Below are 18,014 nucleotides of genomic sequence, written 5' to 3'. Positions count from 1 at the left end.
ATGGTCTCCACCCGTACCGGCTCGTTCCTCCCGGGTGCGATCACACCGTTCACCTGCTGCGGCATCGCAGAACCTGCCCTTCTCACACGTGATGTGGCTCCACACTATGGCCTGTTCAGCGCTCGTGCCGCGCTGTCCCGGCAGGCCGGAGCCCCGCGGACCCTTGCGACCCGCGGGGCTCCGGCCTGCCGGGACAGCGCGGCACGAGCGCTGAACAGGCCATAGTGTGGAGCCACATCACGTGTGAGAAGGGCAGGTTCTGCGATGCCGCAGCAGGTGAACGGTGTGATCGCACCCGGGAGGAACGAGCCGGTACGGGTGGAGACCATCACCATCCCCGACCCCGGGCCGGGGGAGGCGGTGGTGGCCGTCCAGGCGTGCGGTGTCTGCCACACCGATCTGCACTACAAGCAGGGCGGGATCAACGACGAGTTCCCCTTCCTCCTCGGGCACGAGGCCGCCGGAGTCGTGGAGTCCGTCGGCGAGGGCGTCACCGAGGTCGCCCCCGGCGACTTCGTGATCCTCAACTGGCGCGCCGTCTGCGGCCGCTGCCGTGCCTGTCGCCGCGGGCGCCCCTGGTACTGCTTCGACACCCACAACGCCGAGCAGAGGATGACCCTCGCCGACGGCACGGAGCTGTCGCCCGCCCTCGGCATCGGGGCGTTCGCCGAGAAGACCCTCGTCGCCGCCGGCCAGTGCACCAAGGTCGACCCGGCCGTCTCCCCGGCCGTCGCCGGACTGCTCGGCTGCGGCGTCATGGCCGGCATCGGGGCCGCCGTCAACACCGGCCAGGTCGGCCGGGGCGACACCGTCGCCGTCATCGGCTGCGGCGGAGTCGGCGACGCGGCCGTCGTGGGCGCCCGCCTCGCGGGGGCCGCGAAGATCATCGCCGTCGACATCGACGACCGCAAGCTGGAGACCGCCCGCGCGATGGGCGCCACCCACACCGTCAACTCCCGCTCCACCGACGCCGTCGAGGCCGTGCGCGAGCTCACCGACGGCTTCGGCGCCGACGTCGTCATCGAGGCCGTCGGCCGCCCCGAGACCTACGCCCAGGCCTTCTACGCCCGCGACCTCGCCGGCACCGTCGTCCTGGTCGGCGTCCCCACGCCCGACATGAAGCTCGAACTCCCGCTGCTCGACGTCTTCGGGCGCGGCGGCTCCCTCAAGTCCTCCTGGTACGGCGACTGCCTGCCCTCCCGTGACTTCCCCATGCTGATCGACCTCCACCAGCAGGGCCGCATCGACCTCGGCGCCTTCGTCACCGAGACCATCGGCCTCGGCGACGTCGAGAAGGCGTTCGCGCGGATGCACGAGGGCGACGTGCTGCGTTCGGTGGTGGTCCTGTGACCGTCCGCGTCGACCACCTGGTCACCTCCGGCACCTTCTCCCTCGACGGCGGCACCTGGGACGTCGACAACAACGTCTGGATCGTCGGCGACGACACCGAGGCGATCGTCGTCGACGCCGCCCACGACGCCGACGCGATCCTCGCCGCCCTCGGCGGCCGCACCCTGCGCGCCATCGTCTGCACCCATGCGCACAACGACCACATCGACGCCGCCCCGGCCCTCGCCGCCGCGCGTCGAGAAGGCGTTCGCGCGGATGCACGAGGGCGACGTGCTGCGTTCGGTGGTGGTCCTGTGACCGTCCGCGTCGACCACCTGGTCACCTCCGGCACCTTCTCCCTCGACGGCGGCACCTGGGACGTCGACAACAACGTCTGGATCGTCGGCGACGACACCGAGGCGATCGTCGTCGACGCCGCCCACGACGCCGACGCGATCCTCGCCGCCCTCGGCGGCCGCACCCTGCGCGCCATCGTCTGCACCCATGCGCACAACGACCACATCGACGCCGCCCCGGCCCTCGCCGCCGCGACCGGCGCACCCGTCCTGCTCCATCCCGAGGACCTGCCCCTGTGGCAGCAGACCCACCCCGACCGGGCTCCCGACGGCGAACTCGCCGACGGGCAGACGATCACCGTCGCCGGCACCGGACTGACCGTGCTGCACACCCCCGGCCACGCACCCGGAGCCGTCTGCCTGCACGCCCCGGAGCTCGGCACCGTCTTCACCGGCGACACCCTCTTCCAGGGCGGACCCGGCGCGACCGGACGGTCCTTCTCGCACTTCCCGACGATCGTCGACTCGATCCGCGACCGGCTGCTCACCCTGCCGCCCGAGACCGTCGTGCGCACCGGCCACGGGGACTCCACCACCGTCGGCGACGAGGCGCCGCACCTTCAGGAGTGGCTCGACCGCGGCCACTGACCGGGACCGTGTCCGGCACGCCCGCCCGGCGCGCCGTGGCGGAGGGGGTCCAGTTCGCGCCGGCTGGTGAAGCGGCGCTCCTCCCCGGTGACGGGGTCGGTGAACTCGAGCGTCCGCGCGAGCAGTCGCAGCGGACACCCGAAGTCCTCCGGCCCCTCGTCCCGCACCACCGGGTACAGCGGGTCGCCCAGGATCGGCAGTCCCAGCGCGTTCATGTGCACCCGCAGCTGATGGGTCCGGCCGGTACGCGGCAGCAGCCGGTACCGGCCGATCCCCTCCCGCACCTCGGTCAGCTCCACACGGCTCTCGCTGTTGGGCTCGCCCGGCTCCTCGTAGGCGGCGAGCACGCCCCGCTCCTTGACGATCCGGCTGCGCACGGTGCGCGGCAGCGCCACGTCCGGATCGTGCACGGCCAGCGCCTCGTACTCCTTGCGCACCGCACGGTCGCGGAACATCGTCTGGTAGGCCCCCCGGTCACCGGGCCGCACCACGAACAGCACCAGGCCGGCCGTGAGCCGGTCCAGCCGGTGCGCCGGCTGGAGGAGCGGCAGCCCGAGGTCCCTGCGCAGCCGCGCCAGCGCGGTGTCGGTGACATGGCTGCCCCGGGGCATCGTCGCGAGGAAGTGCGGCTTGTCCGCGACGACGAGACGCTCGTCGCGGAAGACGATGCCGATGTCGAACGGAACGGGCTCCTCCGGCGGGAAGTCGCGGTGGAACCACAGCGTCCGTCCCGCCGTGTACGGCTCCGCGCCGCCGACCGGCCCGTCCCGGTCGACGAAGCGCCCCTGCGCGAGCATCGCGTCCACCCGGTCCGTCCCGATCGCACCGCCGTAGCGCGCCACCAGATGGTCGCGGACGGTCGGCCAGGCACCCGCGGGGTCCTCGGGCAGCCGCACCCGCGCCGGGTCGATGCCGTCCCGCTGGGGGAGGGGCGCGGGGGTGGTGTGTCGTCGCCTCACCGACGGGACTCTACGTCCCCGGGACGGCGAGGACCGCGCCCTCCGCCCCACAGCGGGCGGAGGGCGCGGCCTGGTGTGCGGGCGCCGGATCAGTCGACGTAGGTGATGTCCGACTCGCGGTAGAGGCAGTTGGTGCTGTCGGGCCCACTGCCGATCTTGCTGGGCTCACCGCTGGTGGTGCCCTTGTACTTCGTGCAGATCTCGATGTCCCGGCCGGGGTCGTCGTACACCGTGACAGCGCTCAGGCGCGCGGTGTCGCCGTAGTTGGTGTTGATGCCGACGAGCGAGTCGGCCGGTGCCGTCAGCCACACGTTCTGCACCTGGATGTGGCGTGCGTACTGCGTGGAGCAGTTGCCGCAGGAGCGGACCAGCTTGCCGATGTCGTCGGCCTGGAAGTTCTTGACCACCAGGGTGCCGGCGCCGTTGTGCTGGAACACCTTGTCGGAGGCGAGCTTCGCGCCGCCGCCGTCGACGGTGCGCACCAGCGAGGCGGAGCTGCCGCGGAAGGTGGCCGCGTCCTCGCCCACGTCCTCCCACCAGACGTTCTTGAGCGTGCAGGCGCCCTTGCAGTGGACGCCGTCCGCGGCGGGCGAGCCGAGGATCACGTTCTGCAGGGTGGCGCCGTCGGCCAGCTCGAACAGGGCGGGCAGGTCCTCGCTCTGGCCGTCGTCGCCCAGGGCGCCGCTGCCGTAGTAGCGCTTCATCCCGCCGTCCAGGGTGCCGGAGACGGAGATGGTGGCGGTCACGGCCTGCTGGCCGTTGGCGGAGGGCCACGCGGGCCGGTCACCCGGCGGGGTGGTGGGCGGCCCGCGTGGCCCTCCGCCAAAACTCGCCGGCCCCGCCCCTCCTGCGCTCAGTGCGGAACGACGAGTACCGCCGTGAGGCGCTCGTCGCCGACGGAGCGGCCGACGTGCAGCAGGTAGCGGCCCGGTTCGGTCCGCCAGGCGTGGTCGGCGGGTGACCAGTGGCGCAGGGCGCGCGCGGGGACGCGGACCTCGGCGACGGCCGTGGCGCCCGGTTCCGCGTGGACCGCGGCGTGGCCGGCGAGCCAGCGCGCGGGGCGCTCCACGCCGGACTCGGGGGCCGACAGGTACACCTGCACCACCTCCCGCCCGGGGCGGGTGCCCGTGTTGCGCAGGCGGACGCGCACGGTGAACGGTTCGCCGTGCCCCGGCCCTGCGGGGACGTCCACCGCGTCGTACTCCCAGCTGGTGTAGCCGAGTCCGTGGCCGAACCAGTACGCGGGCTCGCGGCCCTCGCGCAGCCAGGCCCGGTAGCCGATGTGCAGGCCCTCGTCGTACTCCAGCCGGCCGCCGGCCGGCAGGGTGCGGGTGACGGGCGCGTCGGCGAGCTCGGCGGCCCAGGTGGTGGGCAGCCTGCCGCCCGGCTCGGCGATCCCGAACAGCACGTCGGCGAGGCCGGATCCGCCCTCCTGCCCCGGGAACCAGGTCAGCAGCACGGCTCCCGCCTCGTCGCGCCACGGCATCGCGACGGGGCCCCCGCTGTTGACGACGACCACCGTCCGGGGGTTGGCCCCGGCGACCGCGCGGACCAGGTCGTCCTGGGCCCCGTCGAGCGCCAGTCCCTCGCGGTCGCGTCCCTCGGACTCGCTGTGCTCGGTGGTGCCGACGACCACGATCGCCACGTCGGCCGCGTCCGCGGCCCGCCGGGCGTCGGCGACGGCGCGCTCGGCGTCCGGCTCCGGGGGCGCGGCGGTGACGACGGTCGCCCGGCCGCAGCCGGGCACGAGCTCGCGCCGGGCGACCACATGGACGGCCCGCCTGTCCTTCAGACGGAGCCGGCCCGTCACCGCCGGCGGGTCGACGTGCACGACGGCCGGGTCGTCGGTGGTGCGGGGGAAGTCGCCGTCGACGAGCGCAACGCCGTCGACCGCAAGGCTCATCCTGCCGAAACCGGCGACGCCGAAGGTCCACTCGCCGGTCGTCGTGGGCCGCAGGAGGGCGCTGATCTCCACCGTCCGCGCGCCGGGTACCAGATCCGGCTCCAGCTGGCGTCCGGTGAGCCGGTGCTCGGCGTACAGCTCCGCCCCGGAGGCGTCCAGCACGCGCAGCAGTACGCCGGGGACGCCCGAGCGCGGATCCCGGCACAGCGCCGTGTCCAGCGGTTCCGGCGGGGCACCCGCGGACGGGCCGGGTACGTGCAGCACCCGCGCCCGGCCGCGCAGCCGGGCGCGAATGCCGTCCAGCGGGGTGACGACGGCGGACGGGAACACCCCGGCGCTGCCGCCGCCCTGGGCACGCGGTCGGGCCGCGTGCGCGCCGATGACGGCGACGGTGCGCAGCCGCGTGGCGTCGAGGGGGAGCACACCGTCGTTGCGGAGCAGCACGGATCCGGCGGCGACGGTTCGCCGCAGCAGGGTCCGCACGGCGGCCGGCACGACGGTGACCGGCCGGGGCCGCGGTCCGGGCGCCCGATCGCCGAGTGCGCCGGTCGCCATGGCGAGGGCGAGCAGCCTGCGGACCTTGTCGTCGACGGCCTCCACGGGCACCTCGCCCGCCTCGACCGCCCGCGCGAGCCCGGTGGCCCAGGGGCTCTCGGGGCCCGGCATGGCGAGGTCGAGACCCGATGCGCCGGACCGCCCGGCGTCTCGTACGGCGCCCCAGTCGGACACCACGACGCCCTCGAATCCCCACTCGTCCTTCAGCGGCCGGGTTAGCAGCGCGCTGGCGGTCATGGTGGCGCCGTCGACGGCGTTGTAGCCGGCCATCACCAGGCGGACGCCGGCATCCACGGCGGCTTCGAAGGGGGCGAGGTAGAGCTCGCGCAGCGCGCGTTCGGACATGCGGACGTCGACCGTGAGGCGGTCCGTCTCGGAGTCGTTGGCGACGTAGTGCTTGGCGGTGGCGGCCACGCCGCCGGCCTGGATGCCGCGGATCAGGGCCGCCCCGGTGCGGCCGGTCAGCTCGGGGTCCTCCGAGAAGCACTCGAAGTGACGTCCGCCGAGCGGTGTGCGGTGCAGGTTGAGCGTGGGCGCGAGGACGACGTGCACGCCCTTGCGGCGGGCCTCGCCGGCGAGGAGTCCGCCGATCCGCTCGACCAGCGCGTCGTCCCAGAGCGCGGCGAGCGCGGAGGCGGACGGCAGCAGCAGAGACGTGCTCCGCTCGTCCCACGACTCGCCGCGCACCCCGGCCGGGCCGTCGGACATCACCATCTCGCGCAGCCCGATGGCGGGCTCGGCGGCGGTGCGCCAGGTCGTGGCGCCGGTGAGCAGGCGCACCTTCTCCGCCAGTCCCAGCTTGCCGACCAGCCGTTCGATCTCTTCCCCGGTCATCCCACACCCCTCCCCAGAGCGCTCGGAGAGCGCTCTCCCAGCATTCCGTCCAGGGGGGTGGCTGTCAACGAGCGGGGTCGCCCCCGGGGCGGGCGGTCCACCCCGGGGGCGGAGGCGTCAGCGGCGCGCGCGGGCCTCCGCGCGGGTGGCACCGATGCCGGCGGCGACGACCAGGAGGGTGCCGGCGATCTGGAGCGGCAGCGGGGTCTGCGCGATGAGGATCATGGCGGCGACCAGGCTGACGGCGGGTTCGAGCCCGGCCAGCGTCCCGTAGGTGGTCTTGCCGATGCGCTGGAGCGCCTGCATCTCCAGCAGGAAGGGCAGCAGGGGCATGAGTACGGCGATGCCGAGCGCGGCGAACGCCGTCCCCCACGTCAGGCCGCCCACGGCGGCCGGCGCCCCGAACGGTGCGGCGACCACGGCGGCCACCGCCAGTGACACGGCCAGGGCGTGCGGCGCGGGCAGCCTGCTGCCGACATGGGCCGTGCCGATGACGTACAGCGCCCAGCAGGCCGCCGAGCCGAGGCCGAACATCACGCCGGGCAGGCTCGTCGCGCCCGTCCAGGGCGACGTCAGCAGCACGACGCCCGCGGCGGCGAGCGCCAGCCACGCCAGTTCCCTGGGGCGGCGCGAGGCGACGACCGCGACGGTGAGCGGGCCGAGGAACTCCAGCGCGGTGGCCGTGCCCAGGGGCAGCCGGGCGGCGGCCTCGGAGAAGAGCAGCATCATGCCCGCGCTGACGGCGCCGAGCAGCACCGTGGCGACCAGGTCGCGCCGGCCGGTCGCGCGCAGGGTCCGCCACAGGGACGGCCCCGTGAAGGCGACGAGCAGGAGCGCGGCGAAGGTCAGGCGCAGCCAGGTGGTGCCCGCCGGGCCGAGGGTGGTGAAGAGCTCCGTGGCGAGCGCGCTGCCGGTGTGCAGCAGGCACATGGCGACGAGCACCAGTACCGCGCCGGGCACCTGCCGGCGGCCGCCCGGCAGGGCGGAGGGGCCCGCGGCGTCGGCGGCGGACAGGGCGGCAGGCGCGGCGGGTGTGGCGTCGGGGGCGGCAGGCGAGGTGGTCACCGGGGTATTGGATCGTCCGGCGTCCGTTTCTGTCCACGGGCCGAAAGTGGATGGATCAGCCACTGATGGTGGACGATGGCCCCATGGACGCGGACGACATGCACCGGCTCCCCGATCTCACGCAACGGCTGCCCGACCTCGGCCGTCTGCGACTGCTGGTCGAGCTGCGCCGGCTCGGCACGATGGCGGCCGTCGCGGCGGGGACGGGCTACGGGACGTCGGCGGTCTCCAAGCACCTCGCCGTGCTGGAGGAGGAGGTCGGCGTGCAGCTGCTCACGCCGGACGGGCGCAGGGTGCGGCTCACACCGGCCGGCGAGCGCCTGGTGGAGCACGCCGTGGGGATCCTCGCCGCGGTGGAGGAGGCGCAGTCGGAGCTGCGCGGCCGGACCGACCCGGCGGGCCGGGTGCGGCTGGCGAGCTTCTTCACGGCCGTCGAGCCGGTCGTGCTGCCGGCCCTCGCCCGGCTGCGGGAGGAGCACCCGCGGGTGGTGGTGGAGGTGCACGAGCACGAGCCGGAGAGCACCGCCGAGCTGCTCCGCTCGGGAGGCGTCGATCTGGGGGTCGTCTACGACTACAGCCTGGTGCCCAGGGCGGTGCCGCCGGAGCTGAGCGCCCGCGCCTTCGAGGAGCAGCCGCTGTTCCTGGCGGTGCCCGCGGGCCATCCGGACGCGGACCGGCCGGTGACCGTTCCCGAGCTGCACGCGTTCGCGGAGTCGGGCTGGATCACCAATTCGCGCGGCACCGACGACGACGAGCTGGTGCACCGGGTGTGCGCCGTCGCCGGTTTCACCCCGCGCATCGCGCACCGGGTGGACAGCCTGCGCCTGGTCAACAGTCTGACGGGGGCGGGTCTGGGGGTGGCGCTGCTCGCCGAGTCCGGGATCGAGCGCCACCGGCCGGACGTCGCCTTCCGGCCGCTGGATCCGCTGGCGGGCACCCGCCGCACCTTCCTGCTGGCGCGGGCCGGACGGTGGTCGTGGCCGCCGCTGGCCGCCGTCGCGTCGGCGGTGCTGGACGGCCGGGCCGGGGAGCACGCCCGCTGACCTCCCGGGCCGTGCTTGGCGCACGCCCCGGGCGGGACCGGCCGGCCGGTCAGCGGCGGGCGAGCTGGCGCTCGCCGCCCGCGCCGGGCTCGTACGGCAGGCCGTAGTGGACGAAGATCTCCCTCTCGTTCTCCGCGGGCAGCACGTCGTCCGTCCCCATGCTCGGGGCATCCTTCACCACGGACTTCCCGTAGGCGACGCGGAGGTACCCCGGGCCGACGACCGCTCCGGCGAGCGGGACGAACACCAGGCGGCGCCGGGTCGGCAGGCCCATCGCCACCGTGACGACCGCCGGCTCGTCGCTCCGGGTGTTCACGTAGACGGCCTCGAGCGTGCCGATCTTCTTGTCCTCGTCGTCGAGCACGTCCTGGTTGCGCCACTCTCGGATGTCAGCGCTCTGGATCACTGTGCCTCTCCTCGCCGTCGACGCGCCGGGCGACGTGAGCGTGCGTCCGGCCACGGTGGAAACGACCGCACAACGGACATTCCCCTACCATCGTGCCCGGTGAGGGCTGGGTGCCGCCCGCTGTGGCACCCGGGCGCGGGGCGCGGTGCTCCGATGGATCTTCACAACTGTGCGACGGCTTCGCCCCCATCGAAAGTCCCGCCGGGGGCACGATGGACCCATCGGCCCGGCCGCCGGGTGATCCCCTTCCGGCCGGGCTCCGCCGGTGCCCACAGGAAGAGGACGACCGCACGTGACCCCCCACAGCAGCCCTTTCGGATCCGCCGGCGAGCGCATGCTGCAGAACCATCTCGGCAACACGGAACGGGCCGACGCCTTCTACGGGCGACAGGTGCAGCCCCAGCTCACACCGCGGATGCGCCGTTTCATACAGCAGCAGTCCATGGTCTTCCTCTCGACCGCGGACGCCCGGGGCGAATGCGACTCCACCTTCCGGGCGGGCCCGCCCGGATTCGTGGTCGACCTGGACCGGCACACCCTGACCTACCCCGAGTACCGGGGCAACGGCGTGATGGCGAGCGCCGGCAACATCGCCGAGAACCCCCACCTCGGCATGCTCTTCATGGACTTCACCCACCACCACATCGGACTGCACGTCAACGGCACCGCCCGGCTGCGCACCGACGAGGAGCAGCGGCGCGCCCACCCGCAGCTGCGCACCGACACCGCGCCCGGCCGGCGGCCCGAGCTGTGGGTGCACATCACGGTCGAGGAGGCGTACGTGCACTGCTCGAAGCACATCCCGCACCTCGAACCCGCCCCGCGTCCGCGGCTCTCGCCCGACGAACGCCCCAAGGACGCCGAGTACTTCGTCGCCCCGCGTCCCGCCGCGGCGCCCGCGGGCGCGCCCGGGCTCCACGACGAGGAGACCCACGACCGGTGCCTGCCGGGCGTCCCCGTGCCCGCCGCGGTCAGAAGCCGACAGGGTCCCGGATGAGGGGACAGGTCATGCAGTGCCCGCCTCCCCTGCCGCGGCCCAGTTCGGCGCCGACGATGGTGACGACCTCGACGCCGGCCTTGCGCAGCAGGGTGTTGGTCTGGGTGTTGCGGTCGTAGGTGAACACCACACCGGGCTCCAGCGCCACGGCGTTGTTCCCGCTGTCCCACTGCTGCCGTTCGGAGGCGTAGACGTCGCCGCCGGTCTCGATGACCCGCAGGCCGGGCAGTCCCAGCGCGCCGGCGACCACGTCGGTGAAGGGACGGGAGCCCTCGTCGGTGATGTCGACCGGGACGCGGCCGCCGCCGGGCCGGAGCGAGAAGGTGTGGACGCCGTCCATGATGCGCGGGTACAGGGTGACGATGTCGCGGTCCGCGAACGTGAACACGGTGTCGAGATGCATCGCCGACCGCAGCTTGGGCATCCCGGCGACGACGACGTGCTCGGCGGCGCCCTGTTCGAACAGGGCGGCCGCGACCTGGGTGATGGCCTGGCGGGAGGTGCGTTCGCTCATCCCCATGAGGACCACACCGCCGCCGACGGGCATGATGTCGCCGCCCTCGAAGGTGGCCTGCCCCCAGTTCCGTTCGGGGTCGCCCCACCACACGGTGGAGTCCTTGAAGTCGGGGTGGAAGCGGTAGACGGCCTTCATCAGCAGGGTCTCGTCGTGGCGGGCGGGCCAGTAGAGGGGGTTGAGGGTGACGCCGCCGTAGAGCCAGCAGGTGGTGTCGCGGGTGTAGAGGGTGTTGGGCAGCGGCGGCATCAGGTACTCGCGGACGCCGGTGGACTCACGGGCCAGGGCGACGTAGCCGGGCCGGAAGTCGTCGGGGAGGTCGGAGGTGGCGAGCCCGCCGATGAGGAACTCCGCCAGCCGGCGCGGTTCCAGGGTCTCCAGGAACGCCCGGGTGGGGTCGACCAGTCCGAGGCCGACCTCGTCGGGCACGATCTTCCGGTCGAGCAGCCAGTCCTTCGCCCCGGGCAGCGCCATCGTCGCCGCCAGCAGATCGTGCAGTTCGACGACCTCCACCCCGCGCGCGACGAGCTTGTTCACGAAGTCGGCGTGGTCGCGCTGCGCGTTGTCCACCCACATGACGTCGTCGAACAGCAGATCGTCCGCGTTGGTCGGGGTGAGACGCCGGTGCGCGAGCCCGGGGGCGCAGACGAGCACCTTGTGCAGTCTGCCGACCTCCGAATGCACCCCGTGCACCCGCCCGGCGGCCGTGTTCGTTGCACTCGCCATCGCGAGGACCTTCCTTCCCTACGAGGGCCGGACAGGACCGCGCAGCCCGCCCTGCACATCTCTGCGGATTCTGCCACCCGATGTCCCGGATGCCCGATCAGCGCGCCGTCGGGCGGCCCCTCCGTCCCGGACATGCACGGTGGGCGGGGGCCTGCCAGCATGAACAGGGGTTCGACACCGGGCGGGCGCCGCCGTATCCGGTCCCGCGGATACGCGTCCCCGTCCGGGCACGCACGCTCGAGCATGGGAGCCGCGCATGAAAGCACTCCAGTACCGGACGATCGGCAGCCGTCCCGAGGTGGTGGACGTCCCGAAGCCCACGGCGGGGCCGGGGCAGGTCCTGCTGAAGGTCACCGCGGCCGGCGTTTGCCACTCCGACGAGTTCGTCATGAACGTCCCCGAGGAGCAGTGGGCCTTCGGGGAGTTGCCCCTGACCCTGGGGCACGAGGGCGCGGGGATCGTCGCCGGGACCGGGGCGGGCGTCACCCATGTCTCGGTCGGCGACGACGTCGCCGTCTACGGGCCATGGGGGTGCGGCCGGTGCCTCAACTGCTCGGCGGGCAAGGAGAACTACTGCACCCGGGCAGCAGCCGAGGGCATCCTGCCGCCGGGGCTGGGCGCTCCGGGGGCGATGGCCGAGTACATGCTGATCGACGACGCCCGGCATCTCGTCCCCCTGCACGGCCTGGACCCGGTGAAGAACGTCTCGCTGACGGACGCGGGGCTGACGCCCTACCACGCCGTCAAGAAGTCCCTGCCGAAACTCGGTGCGGGGACCACCGCCGTGGTGATCGGCACCGGCGGCCTCGGCCATGTCGCGATCCAGCTGCTGCGCGTCCTGTCCGCGGCGGTGGTCGTCGCGCTCGACGTCAACGAGGAGAAGCTGGAGCTCGCGCGGCAGGTCGGCGCCCACCACGCCCTGCTCAGCGACGGCGAGGCCGTCGCCGGCATCCGCGAGCTCACGGACGGGCTCGGCGCCGAGGCGGTCTTCGACTTCGTCGGCCGGCCGGAGACGGTGACCACCGCCGGGGCGGCCGCCGCCGTCGAGGGCGACGTGTCCATCGTGGGCATCGGCGGTGGGATGCTGCCGGTGGGCTTCGGCACGATCGCCTACGACGTGGACGTGCGCGCGCCGTACTGGGGCTCGCGCAGCGAGCTGATCGAGGTGTTCGAGCTGGCCCGGCGCGGTCAGGTGTCCGTGGAGGTCGAGACGTACGGCCTCGACGACGCCCCCAGGGCGTACGAACGGCTGGCCGCGGGCACGGTGCGCGGCCGGGCGGTGATCGTGCCGTAGGCATGACGCCGCACCGGAGCGCCGAGGAGCGGGCGCGGGCGGGCAGGGCCGCGCGCAAGCGGCTGTCCCGTTCCGCGCACGGCGCCTGGATCCCGTCGGCGGACCGCCCCGACCCGGTCGGGGTCCTCACCCGCCACGACGCGGGGCGGGTGCAGGAGCTGCTGCCGCTGCGCTACGCGCGGATGGCGGCGTCGCCCGCGGCCTTCCTGCGGGGTGCGGCGGCCGTGACGGCCGCGGACCTCGCCGCGCTGCCGCACAGCGGTCTCATGGTGCAGCTGTGCGGCGACGCCCATCTGCAGAACTTCGGGCTGCACACGACGCCGGAGCGGCCGCCGGTGTTCGACGTCGAGGACTTCGACGACACCCTGCGCGGCCCGTTCGAGTGGGACGTCAAGCGGCTGGCGGCGAGTGTCGCGGTCGCCGCCCTGGACAACGGACACGGCCACGAGGCCGCCCGGCGGGGCGTGCGGGCCTCGGTCCTCGCGTACCGGCGCACGGTGCGCCGGCTGGCCGGACTCGGCGAACTCGCGGCCTGGTGCACGCAGGTGGACACCGGCGGCATGCCGCCGGTGCCGCCCGCCCGCGCGGACGCCGCCGGGCGGGGCACGGAGCTCCCCGCGCTGGGCCGCCTGACAGGGGTGGTGGACGGGCGGCGGAGCTTCGTCCCGGTGCCGCCGCTGCTGGTGCCGGCCGGGGACGCGGACCGCTCGGTGCTGCTCAAGGTCTTCGCCGACCACCGTTCCACGCTCGGCGGGGAGCGGCGGCGCCTCCTCGACCGCTTCCACGCGGTCGGCGCGGCGCGCACGGCGACGGGAGTCGCCGGCGTCGGCGTCCGGTGCTTCGTCCTGCTGCTGGAGGGCAGGGACGCCGACGACACCCTGTTCCTGCAGTTCAAGGAGGCCCGGGCAGCGATGCTGGAGGCCCATCTGGGGCCGGGGACGCACCCGCACGCGGGCCGGCGGGTGGTGGCGGGCAGACGGCTGCTCCAGGCGCAGGACGACCTCCTCACGGGGTGGGTCACCGGCCCGCTGGGACGGCACTTCTCGTGGTCCCGGCTGCGCGACGTCCGGGGGCCGGCGGACGTGCCCGGCATGTCCCCCGCGGCGCTGCGGCGCCACGCGGCGCTCTGCGGCGCGGCGCTGGGGCGGGCGCACGCCCGGGGCGGGGACCGGATCGCGCTGGCGGCCTATCTGGGCGGCGGGGACGTCTTCGACCGGGCGGTCTGCGACTTCGCGCTGCGGTACGCGGACCGCACGGCGGCCGACCATGCCGCTCTCCGCGCCGCCCTGGCGGCGGGCAGACTTCCGGCCGCCGCGGATCCCGGCGGGGCGGGGCCACCGGTGCCGGACCTGCTCACCCGTCGCTGAAGCTGGCCAGGGCCACGCCGTACGGCCTGATCTCGTAGACGGGACGCCGGACCCCGCGGGCGTTCCGGCGGGGTGCCTCCGCCCCGGCCGGGTGCCGCGCGGAAGGGCCGCCGCTCCGGCCGGGCACGCTGCGGCCGTCCTCGCGCCACGAGCGCACCAGCGCGTCGTGGATCGGTGCGCCGCACAGCGTCACCGGTGGCTGCGACTCCCCCTGCCGCTGCGGCGGATGCGCGGGATCGGGGGGTTCCGGTCGCGGTGAGGGGCGGGGCGGTCCGGGCGGCCCCTGCGGGGGCGGTGTCGGGTGCATGCCTCTCCAACGGGCGAGACGCGCGCGGGGCGCACCGACCGCCTGTACAGACCCGCAAAGTATCCATCGGATAACGAATCAATGTTTCCCGGGGCATAGTCCACAAGATTCAGACATTTTGTTCCGCAGCACGACGCCGGCGGCGGCTCCGGAGCATCCACGGACACGTCCAACAGCCGCCGCGACGCCCGGGGTTCACTCCTCGGGCGCGATGCGTTCGCGACAGCACAGGTCAGATGTCCGGCCCCCGCCGGACACAGCGAAGGGGGCCGCCGGATGCGACCCGGCGACCCCTGATCGACCACCCCGCAACCAGAAATGGGGAAGGCCTTGAATCAACAGGTTATCCGAAGAACCCCCCGGTCAGCGCCCGATATGACGGTCCAGCACGCCCGCGAGGGCGACGAGCAGGCGTTCGCGCTCCTGTACGGCGCCTACCGCCAGGAGGTCCTGGGATTCGTCCGTGCCCGCGTGCACGACGCGCACCTCGCCGAGGACCTCACAAGCGATACGTTTCTGCGCGCGCTGGGCGCCATCGGCCGCTACTCCCCCACCGGCGCGGACATCGGCGCGTGGTTCTGCGCCATCGCCCGCAACCTGGTCATCGACCACTACCGGTCGTCGCGGGTGCGCCGGGAGGTGCTGGTCGCCGACTGCCGGGTGTTCAGCACCACCACGGCAGCCTCCGCCGAGGACAGCGCGCTCGCCGTGCTGCTGCGGGAGCCGGTGCGCGACGCGGTGGCGGCGCTGCCCGCCCAGCACCGCAGGACGATCGTGCTCCAGTACTGGGCGGGCTGGCCCAACGACCGCATCGGCGAGGCCCTGGGCGGGCGCACGCCCGGCGCGGTGAAGGCGCTGCGCCGCCGTGCCCTCAGCCGCCTCGGCACCGTTCTCGGGCCGGACATGTCGCCGGGCTCGGCGCCACGGCCGGACCGGCCCTCATGAGGTGGCGTGGGCGCTCGCGCCCGTCGCCGCAGGAGCCCCCGGCGCGTACGCCGGTGCTTCCCGTGACCGTGCCCGGCCTCGCGGTCGAACCGGGGCGGCAGCTGCCGCCGGCCGACGCGCACCGGGTGCTGCTCCACTGCGCGCTGGAGGCGGCCGGCATCCGGCTCACCGAGTCGGACCGGCAGGCCGTCGCCGACATCGCCGGGCTGGACTTCAGGGTGGTGAACAGCGTGATCGGCTGGCTGGCGGCGGCCCCGCTGCGCGGCTGAGCCCCGCCCCTCCGCGGGGCCGCCCGCGGAGGGGCGGGGCAACCCCGCCCCGAGGGCGGGTCGGGCGTGCCCCAGCTGCCGTCGGGGGATGCCCCCGAGCCGTGGTGTCGTCCCGGTACGCCCCCGTACGCGGACGGCCCTCCGCCTCGCGGACACGCCCACCGGACGCCGCGGGCACGCCCTCCGGGCGGACGGCGCTGCTTCGCCGGACCCCGAGCCGGGCCCCGAGCCGGCCGGCGGGCCCGCGAGGGCCCCGGGTGCGCCGCGGGCCCCACGAGGACCCCGGGTGCGCTCCACCGCCGGCGCCGCCCGGCGGGCCCGGGCTGCAGGCTGTGGGCTCAGGAGCCACACGCCGGCCGGGGAGAGCCGTGCCGGAGGCGAAGGCCGGAGGCGAAGGCGGAGCCGGAGGCGGAGGCCGGAGCGCACCCGAGCCGCACCGCCGCCCGCGAAGGGGCAGGGCCGCACCCGGGGGCGGCCGCCCCCGGCGGCCCGCTCCCCGCGAAGGCGCCTACGGCAGGGGCTCGCCGCGGGCCGTGATCCAGAGCTCGTACCACTCCTCGTGCGTCAGCCGGGCCTCCCCCTGCGCGGCGTCCGCGCAGGCGCGGATCCGCTCGGGGCGGGCGCTGCCGATCACCGGCACGATGCCCGCCGGGTGGCGCTGGAGCCACCACAGCAGCACGGTCTCCGGCGTGGTGCCCTTCGCCTCCGCGAGCGCCGCGACCAGGCGGGCGGTCGCATGCTCCGCGGGCGTCTCCTGCCGGCCGGAGTAGCGGCCCTGGGCGAGGGCGCCCCACGCCTGGAGGCCGACTCCGTGCGCCCCGCAGTACTCGACCGTGCCCGGGGCGATCCCGAGCCCGGCCGCCGCCGGGGTGTTGACCAGGACCCCCGCCTCCAGCCAGTCCCGCCGGTGAAGGCTCATCTCCAACTGGTCGGCGACCAGCGGCACGTCGAGGCGTGTCCGCAGGGCCTCGATCTGCGCCGCGTCCATGTTCGACACCCCGAAGGCGCGCACCAGGCCCTGGCGGTGCAGAGCGGTCAGGGCGGCCGCGATGTCGTCCGGGTCGGCGAGCGGATCGGGGCGGTGCAGCAGCAGGACGTCGAGGACGTCGGTGCGCAGCCGCGTCAGGCTCTCCTCGACCCGGCGCGTGATGCTCGCGCCCCGCAGGTCGTAGATGCCGGGGCGTTCCCCGTCGGCGAGCCGGATGCCGCACTTGGTCTGCAGGACGATCCCGGACCGCAGGCCGGGAGTGCGTGCCAGGACTTCACCGAAGACCGCCTCGGCCTTGCCGTGCCGGTAGATGTCCGCGTGGTCGAACGCGGTGATCCCGCTCTCCAGCGCCGCGGACACCGCCGCCTCGGCGTGGTCGATGTCCTCGGCGCCGTACGGCCCGGGGTCCCAGCTTCCGCCGAGTCCCATGCAGCCGTAGAGGAGGCCGTTTCCGCGTCCGCCCTGGTGGCCCGTCACGTCGTGCGTTCCGTCCGTCCCGTTGATCGTCACGGCGGTCAGCCTATGCGGGCGTGGGCGCACCCCGGAAACGGTGACGGGGCGTGCGGTGACGGTGGCGCTGCGCTCGTGCGGTGGGGCCGATCCGCGAACGCTCCTACGCTGGAGGAACGAGTGCATACGCGACCTGTGACTTCTGACGGCTGTCGGGCGGTGGCCGCTCAGGGCCCCGTGAGGAGAGCTGTCATGACCGGAGCGATCGACGCGGTCGAGGCCGACCGTGCCCTCAAGAGCAAGCACCGTGCGATGTGGGCCCTCGGCGACTACCCGGTGGTGGCCGCCGAGCTGATCCCCGAACTCGGCCGCAGGCTGGTCGCCGCCTGCTCCGTCGGCGCGGGACAGCGCGTGCTGGACGTGGCCGCCGGATCCGGCAACGCCGCGATTCCGGCCGCCCTCGCGGGCGCGGACGTCGTGGCGAGCGATCTGACCCCCGAACTGCTGGAGGTGGGGCGGCAGTCGGCGGACCGGGCCGGCGCGACGCTGGAATGGCGGGAGGCCGACGCGGAGTCCCTCCCGTTCGGCGACGGCGAGTTCGACACGGTGATGTCGTGCGTGGGCGTGATGTTCGCGCCGCACCACGCGGCCACGGCCGCCGAACTCGTCCGGGTGTGCCGCCCGGAGGGAACCATCGGCCTGATCAACTGGACCCCCGAGGGCTTCATCGGGCAGATGTTCGCGGCGATGAAGCCGTACGCCCCCGCGCCGCCGCCCGGTGCCCAGCCGCCGCCGCTGTGGGGGCAGGAGGAGCATGTGCGCGCGCTCCTCGGCGACGGGGTGACGGATCTCGACATGCGGCGCGAGACGGTCACGGTGGACCGGTTCGCCACGCCCGAGGCGTTCCGTGACTTCTTCACGACGTTCTACGGGCCGACCATCGCCGTCTACCGCAACATCGCCGACGACCGGGAGCGGACCGCGGCACTCGACCGCGAACTGACCGATCTCGCCCGCCGGCACGCCGGCCCCTCGGGCGCCATGGAATGGGAGTACCTGCTGGTCACCGCCCGCCGCAGCGCCTGATCCGCGGCCGGGCGGGGCCACCCCGGCGGCGGT

16 protein-coding genes are annotated in these 18,014 nt (G+C 74.5%); 9 read left to right on the top strand and 7 right to left on the bottom strand.

What is annotated here, in order from left to right:
• The first annotated feature begins 264 nt into the window (after positions 1 to 264).
• On the top strand, positions 265 to 1,350 hold the full coding sequence (locus tag EAO77_RS21605) for an S-(hydroxymethyl)mycothiol dehydrogenase (RefSeq protein WP_147989940.1): 1,086 nt from the start codon (positions 265 to 267) through the stop codon (positions 1,348 to 1,350).
• Positions 1,347 to 2,273: an MBL fold metallo-hydrolase gene (locus EAO77_RS21600; protein WP_187283351.1), complete on the top strand. Its 927-nt coding sequence runs from the start codon at positions 1,347 to 1,349 to the stop codon at positions 2,271 to 2,273. Before EAO77_RS21605 ends, EAO77_RS21600 begins: the two co-directional genes overlap by 4 nt.
• Here EAO77_RS21600 and EAO77_RS21595 read toward each other — a convergent pair.
• The 4 genes from EAO77_RS21595 to EAO77_RS21580 form a co-directional block, all read right to left on the bottom strand.
• Positions 2,246 to 3,232 carry a pseudouridine synthase gene (locus EAO77_RS21595; RefSeq protein ID WP_147989939.1) on the bottom strand — a complete coding sequence of 329 codons (987 nt, stop codon included), beginning with the start codon at positions 3,230 to 3,232 and terminating at the stop codon, positions 2,246 to 2,248. The two genes, EAO77_RS21600 and EAO77_RS21595, sit on opposite strands and share 28 nt — an antisense overlap.
• Positions 3,233 to 3,321: 89 nt before the next feature.
• Positions 3,322 to 4,089, bottom strand: coding sequence for a pectate lyase (locus EAO77_RS21590; protein WP_147989962.1), 768 nt, complete (start codon positions 4,087 to 4,089; stop codon positions 3,322 to 3,324).
• The gene (locus EAO77_RS21585) at positions 4,086 to 6,524 is read right to left on the bottom strand and encodes a glycoside hydrolase family 3 C-terminal domain-containing protein (protein WP_147989938.1); all 2,439 of its coding nucleotides are present in this window, start codon (positions 6,522 to 6,524) and stop codon (positions 4,086 to 4,088) included. The genes EAO77_RS21590 and EAO77_RS21585 overlap by 4 nt, the downstream gene beginning before the upstream one ends.
• A 117-nt stretch (positions 6,525 to 6,641) precedes the next feature.
• A complete protein-coding gene (locus tag EAO77_RS21580) occupies positions 6,642 to 7,589 on the bottom strand; it encodes an EamA family transporter (protein ID WP_261994090.1) in 948 nt (315 codons plus the stop codon).
• Positions 7,590 to 7,672: 83 nt separating this feature from the next.
• On the opposite strand from EAO77_RS21580, the gene EAO77_RS21575 reads away from it, so the two are divergent.
• Positions 7,673 to 8,632: a LysR substrate-binding domain-containing protein gene (locus tag EAO77_RS21575; RefSeq protein ID WP_261994089.1), complete on the top strand. Its 960-nt coding sequence runs from the start codon at positions 7,673 to 7,675 to the stop codon at positions 8,630 to 8,632.
• 49 nt (positions 8,633 to 8,681) lie between these two features.
• Here the strand turns inward: EAO77_RS21575 and EAO77_RS21570 are convergent, their stop codons facing one another.
• Positions 8,682 to 9,038 (bottom strand): PRC-barrel domain-containing protein, encoded by a 357-nt coding sequence (locus EAO77_RS21570; protein ID WP_147989937.1) that lies wholly within the window; start codon positions 9,036 to 9,038, stop codon positions 8,682 to 8,684.
• A gap of 292 nt (positions 9,039 to 9,330) precedes the next feature.
• Between EAO77_RS21570 and EAO77_RS21565 the strand changes: the two genes are divergently transcribed.
• Positions 9,331 to 10,035 carry a pyridoxamine 5'-phosphate oxidase family protein gene (locus EAO77_RS21565; RefSeq protein WP_261994088.1) on the top strand — a complete coding sequence of 235 codons (705 nt, stop codon included), beginning with the start codon at positions 9,331 to 9,333 and terminating at the stop codon, positions 10,033 to 10,035.
• Here the strand turns inward: EAO77_RS21565 and EAO77_RS21560 are convergent.
• A complete protein-coding gene (locus EAO77_RS21560; protein ID WP_147989936.1) occupies positions 10,010 to 11,275 on the bottom strand; it encodes an arginine deiminase in 1,266 nt (421 codons plus the stop codon). The genes EAO77_RS21565 and EAO77_RS21560 overlap by 26 nt on opposite strands.
• Positions 11,276 to 11,531: 256 nt before the next feature.
• On the opposite strand from EAO77_RS21560, the gene EAO77_RS21555 reads away from it, so the two are divergent.
• The 4 genes from EAO77_RS21555 to EAO77_RS21535 all read left to right on the top strand — a co-directional run bounded on the left by EAO77_RS21555 (position 11,532) and on the right by EAO77_RS21535 (position 15,457).
• Positions 11,532 to 12,569 carry an NAD(P)-dependent alcohol dehydrogenase gene (locus EAO77_RS21555; RefSeq protein WP_147989935.1) on the top strand — a complete coding sequence of 346 codons (1,038 nt, stop codon included), beginning with the start codon at positions 11,532 to 11,534 and terminating at the stop codon, positions 12,567 to 12,569.
• A 2-nt stretch (positions 12,570 to 12,571) separates the two neighbouring features.
• The gene (locus EAO77_RS21550) at positions 12,572 to 13,936 is read left to right on the top strand and encodes a DUF2252 domain-containing protein (RefSeq protein ID WP_147989934.1); all 1,365 of its coding nucleotides are present in this window, start codon (positions 12,572 to 12,574) and stop codon (positions 13,934 to 13,936) included.
• Positions 13,937 to 14,618: 682 nt separating this feature from the next.
• Positions 14,619 to 15,188, top strand: a complete 570-nt coding sequence (locus EAO77_RS21540) for an RNA polymerase sigma factor (protein ID WP_187283350.1) — start codon at positions 14,619 to 14,621, stop codon at positions 15,186 to 15,188.
• 62 nt (positions 15,189 to 15,250) lie between these two features.
• Positions 15,251 to 15,457 (top strand): hypothetical protein, encoded by a 207-nt coding sequence (locus tag EAO77_RS21535; protein ID WP_261994087.1) that lies wholly within the window; start codon positions 15,251 to 15,253, stop codon positions 15,455 to 15,457.
• A 508-nt stretch (positions 15,458 to 15,965) separates the two neighbouring features.
• Here EAO77_RS21535 and EAO77_RS21530 read toward each other — a convergent pair.
• A complete protein-coding gene (locus tag EAO77_RS21530) occupies positions 15,966 to 16,955 on the bottom strand; it encodes an aldo/keto reductase family oxidoreductase (RefSeq protein WP_261994086.1) in 990 nt (329 codons plus the stop codon).
• 192 nt (positions 16,956 to 17,147) lie between these two features.
• Here EAO77_RS21530 and EAO77_RS21525 point away from each other — a divergent pair, with 192 nt between their 5' ends.
• Positions 17,148 to 17,981, top strand: a complete 834-nt coding sequence (locus EAO77_RS21525) for a class I SAM-dependent methyltransferase (RefSeq protein WP_147989930.1) — start codon at positions 17,148 to 17,150, stop codon at positions 17,979 to 17,981.
• The last annotated feature ends 33 nt before the right edge of the window (positions 17,982 to 18,014 follow it).

It is taken from the genome of Streptomyces sp. T39, from assembly GCF_008042045.1.
Lineage (GTDB): Bacteria > Actinomycetota > Actinomycetes > Streptomycetales > Streptomycetaceae > Streptomyces.
Note: the sequence above shows the minus strand (reverse complement) of the source record. Positions and strands in the feature narration are given on the sequence as shown.

What these genes read in the sequence shown, in the direction of transcription:
- EAO77_RS21605 (WP_147989940.1), top strand. Translation starts at nt 265, where the DNA reads ATGCCGCAGCAGGTGAACGGTGTGATCGCACCCGGGAGGAACGAGCCG.
- EAO77_RS21585 (WP_147989938.1), bottom strand. Translation starts at nt 6,524, where the DNA reads ATGACCGGGGAAGAGATCGAACGGCTGGTCGGCAAGCTGGGACTGGCG.
- EAO77_RS21575 (WP_261994089.1), top strand. Translation starts at nt 7,673, where the DNA reads ATGGACGCGGACGACATGCACCGGCTCCCCGATCTCACGCAACGGCTG.
- EAO77_RS21560 (WP_147989936.1), bottom strand. Translation starts at nt 11,275, where the DNA reads ATGGCGAGTGCAACGAACACGGCCGCCGGGCGGGTGCACGGGGTGCAT.
- EAO77_RS21555 (WP_147989935.1), top strand. Translation starts at nt 11,532, where the DNA reads ATGAAAGCACTCCAGTACCGGACGATCGGCAGCCGTCCCGAGGTGGTG.
- EAO77_RS21550 (WP_147989934.1), top strand. Translation starts at nt 12,572, where the DNA reads ATGACGCCGCACCGGAGCGCCGAGGAGCGGGCGCGGGCGGGCAGGGCC.
- EAO77_RS21540 (WP_187283350.1), top strand. Translation starts at nt 14,619, where the DNA reads ATGACGGTCCAGCACGCCCGCGAGGGCGACGAGCAGGCGTTCGCGCTC.
- EAO77_RS21525 (WP_147989930.1), top strand. Translation starts at nt 17,148, where the DNA reads ATGACCGGAGCGATCGACGCGGTCGAGGCCGACCGTGCCCTCAAGAGC.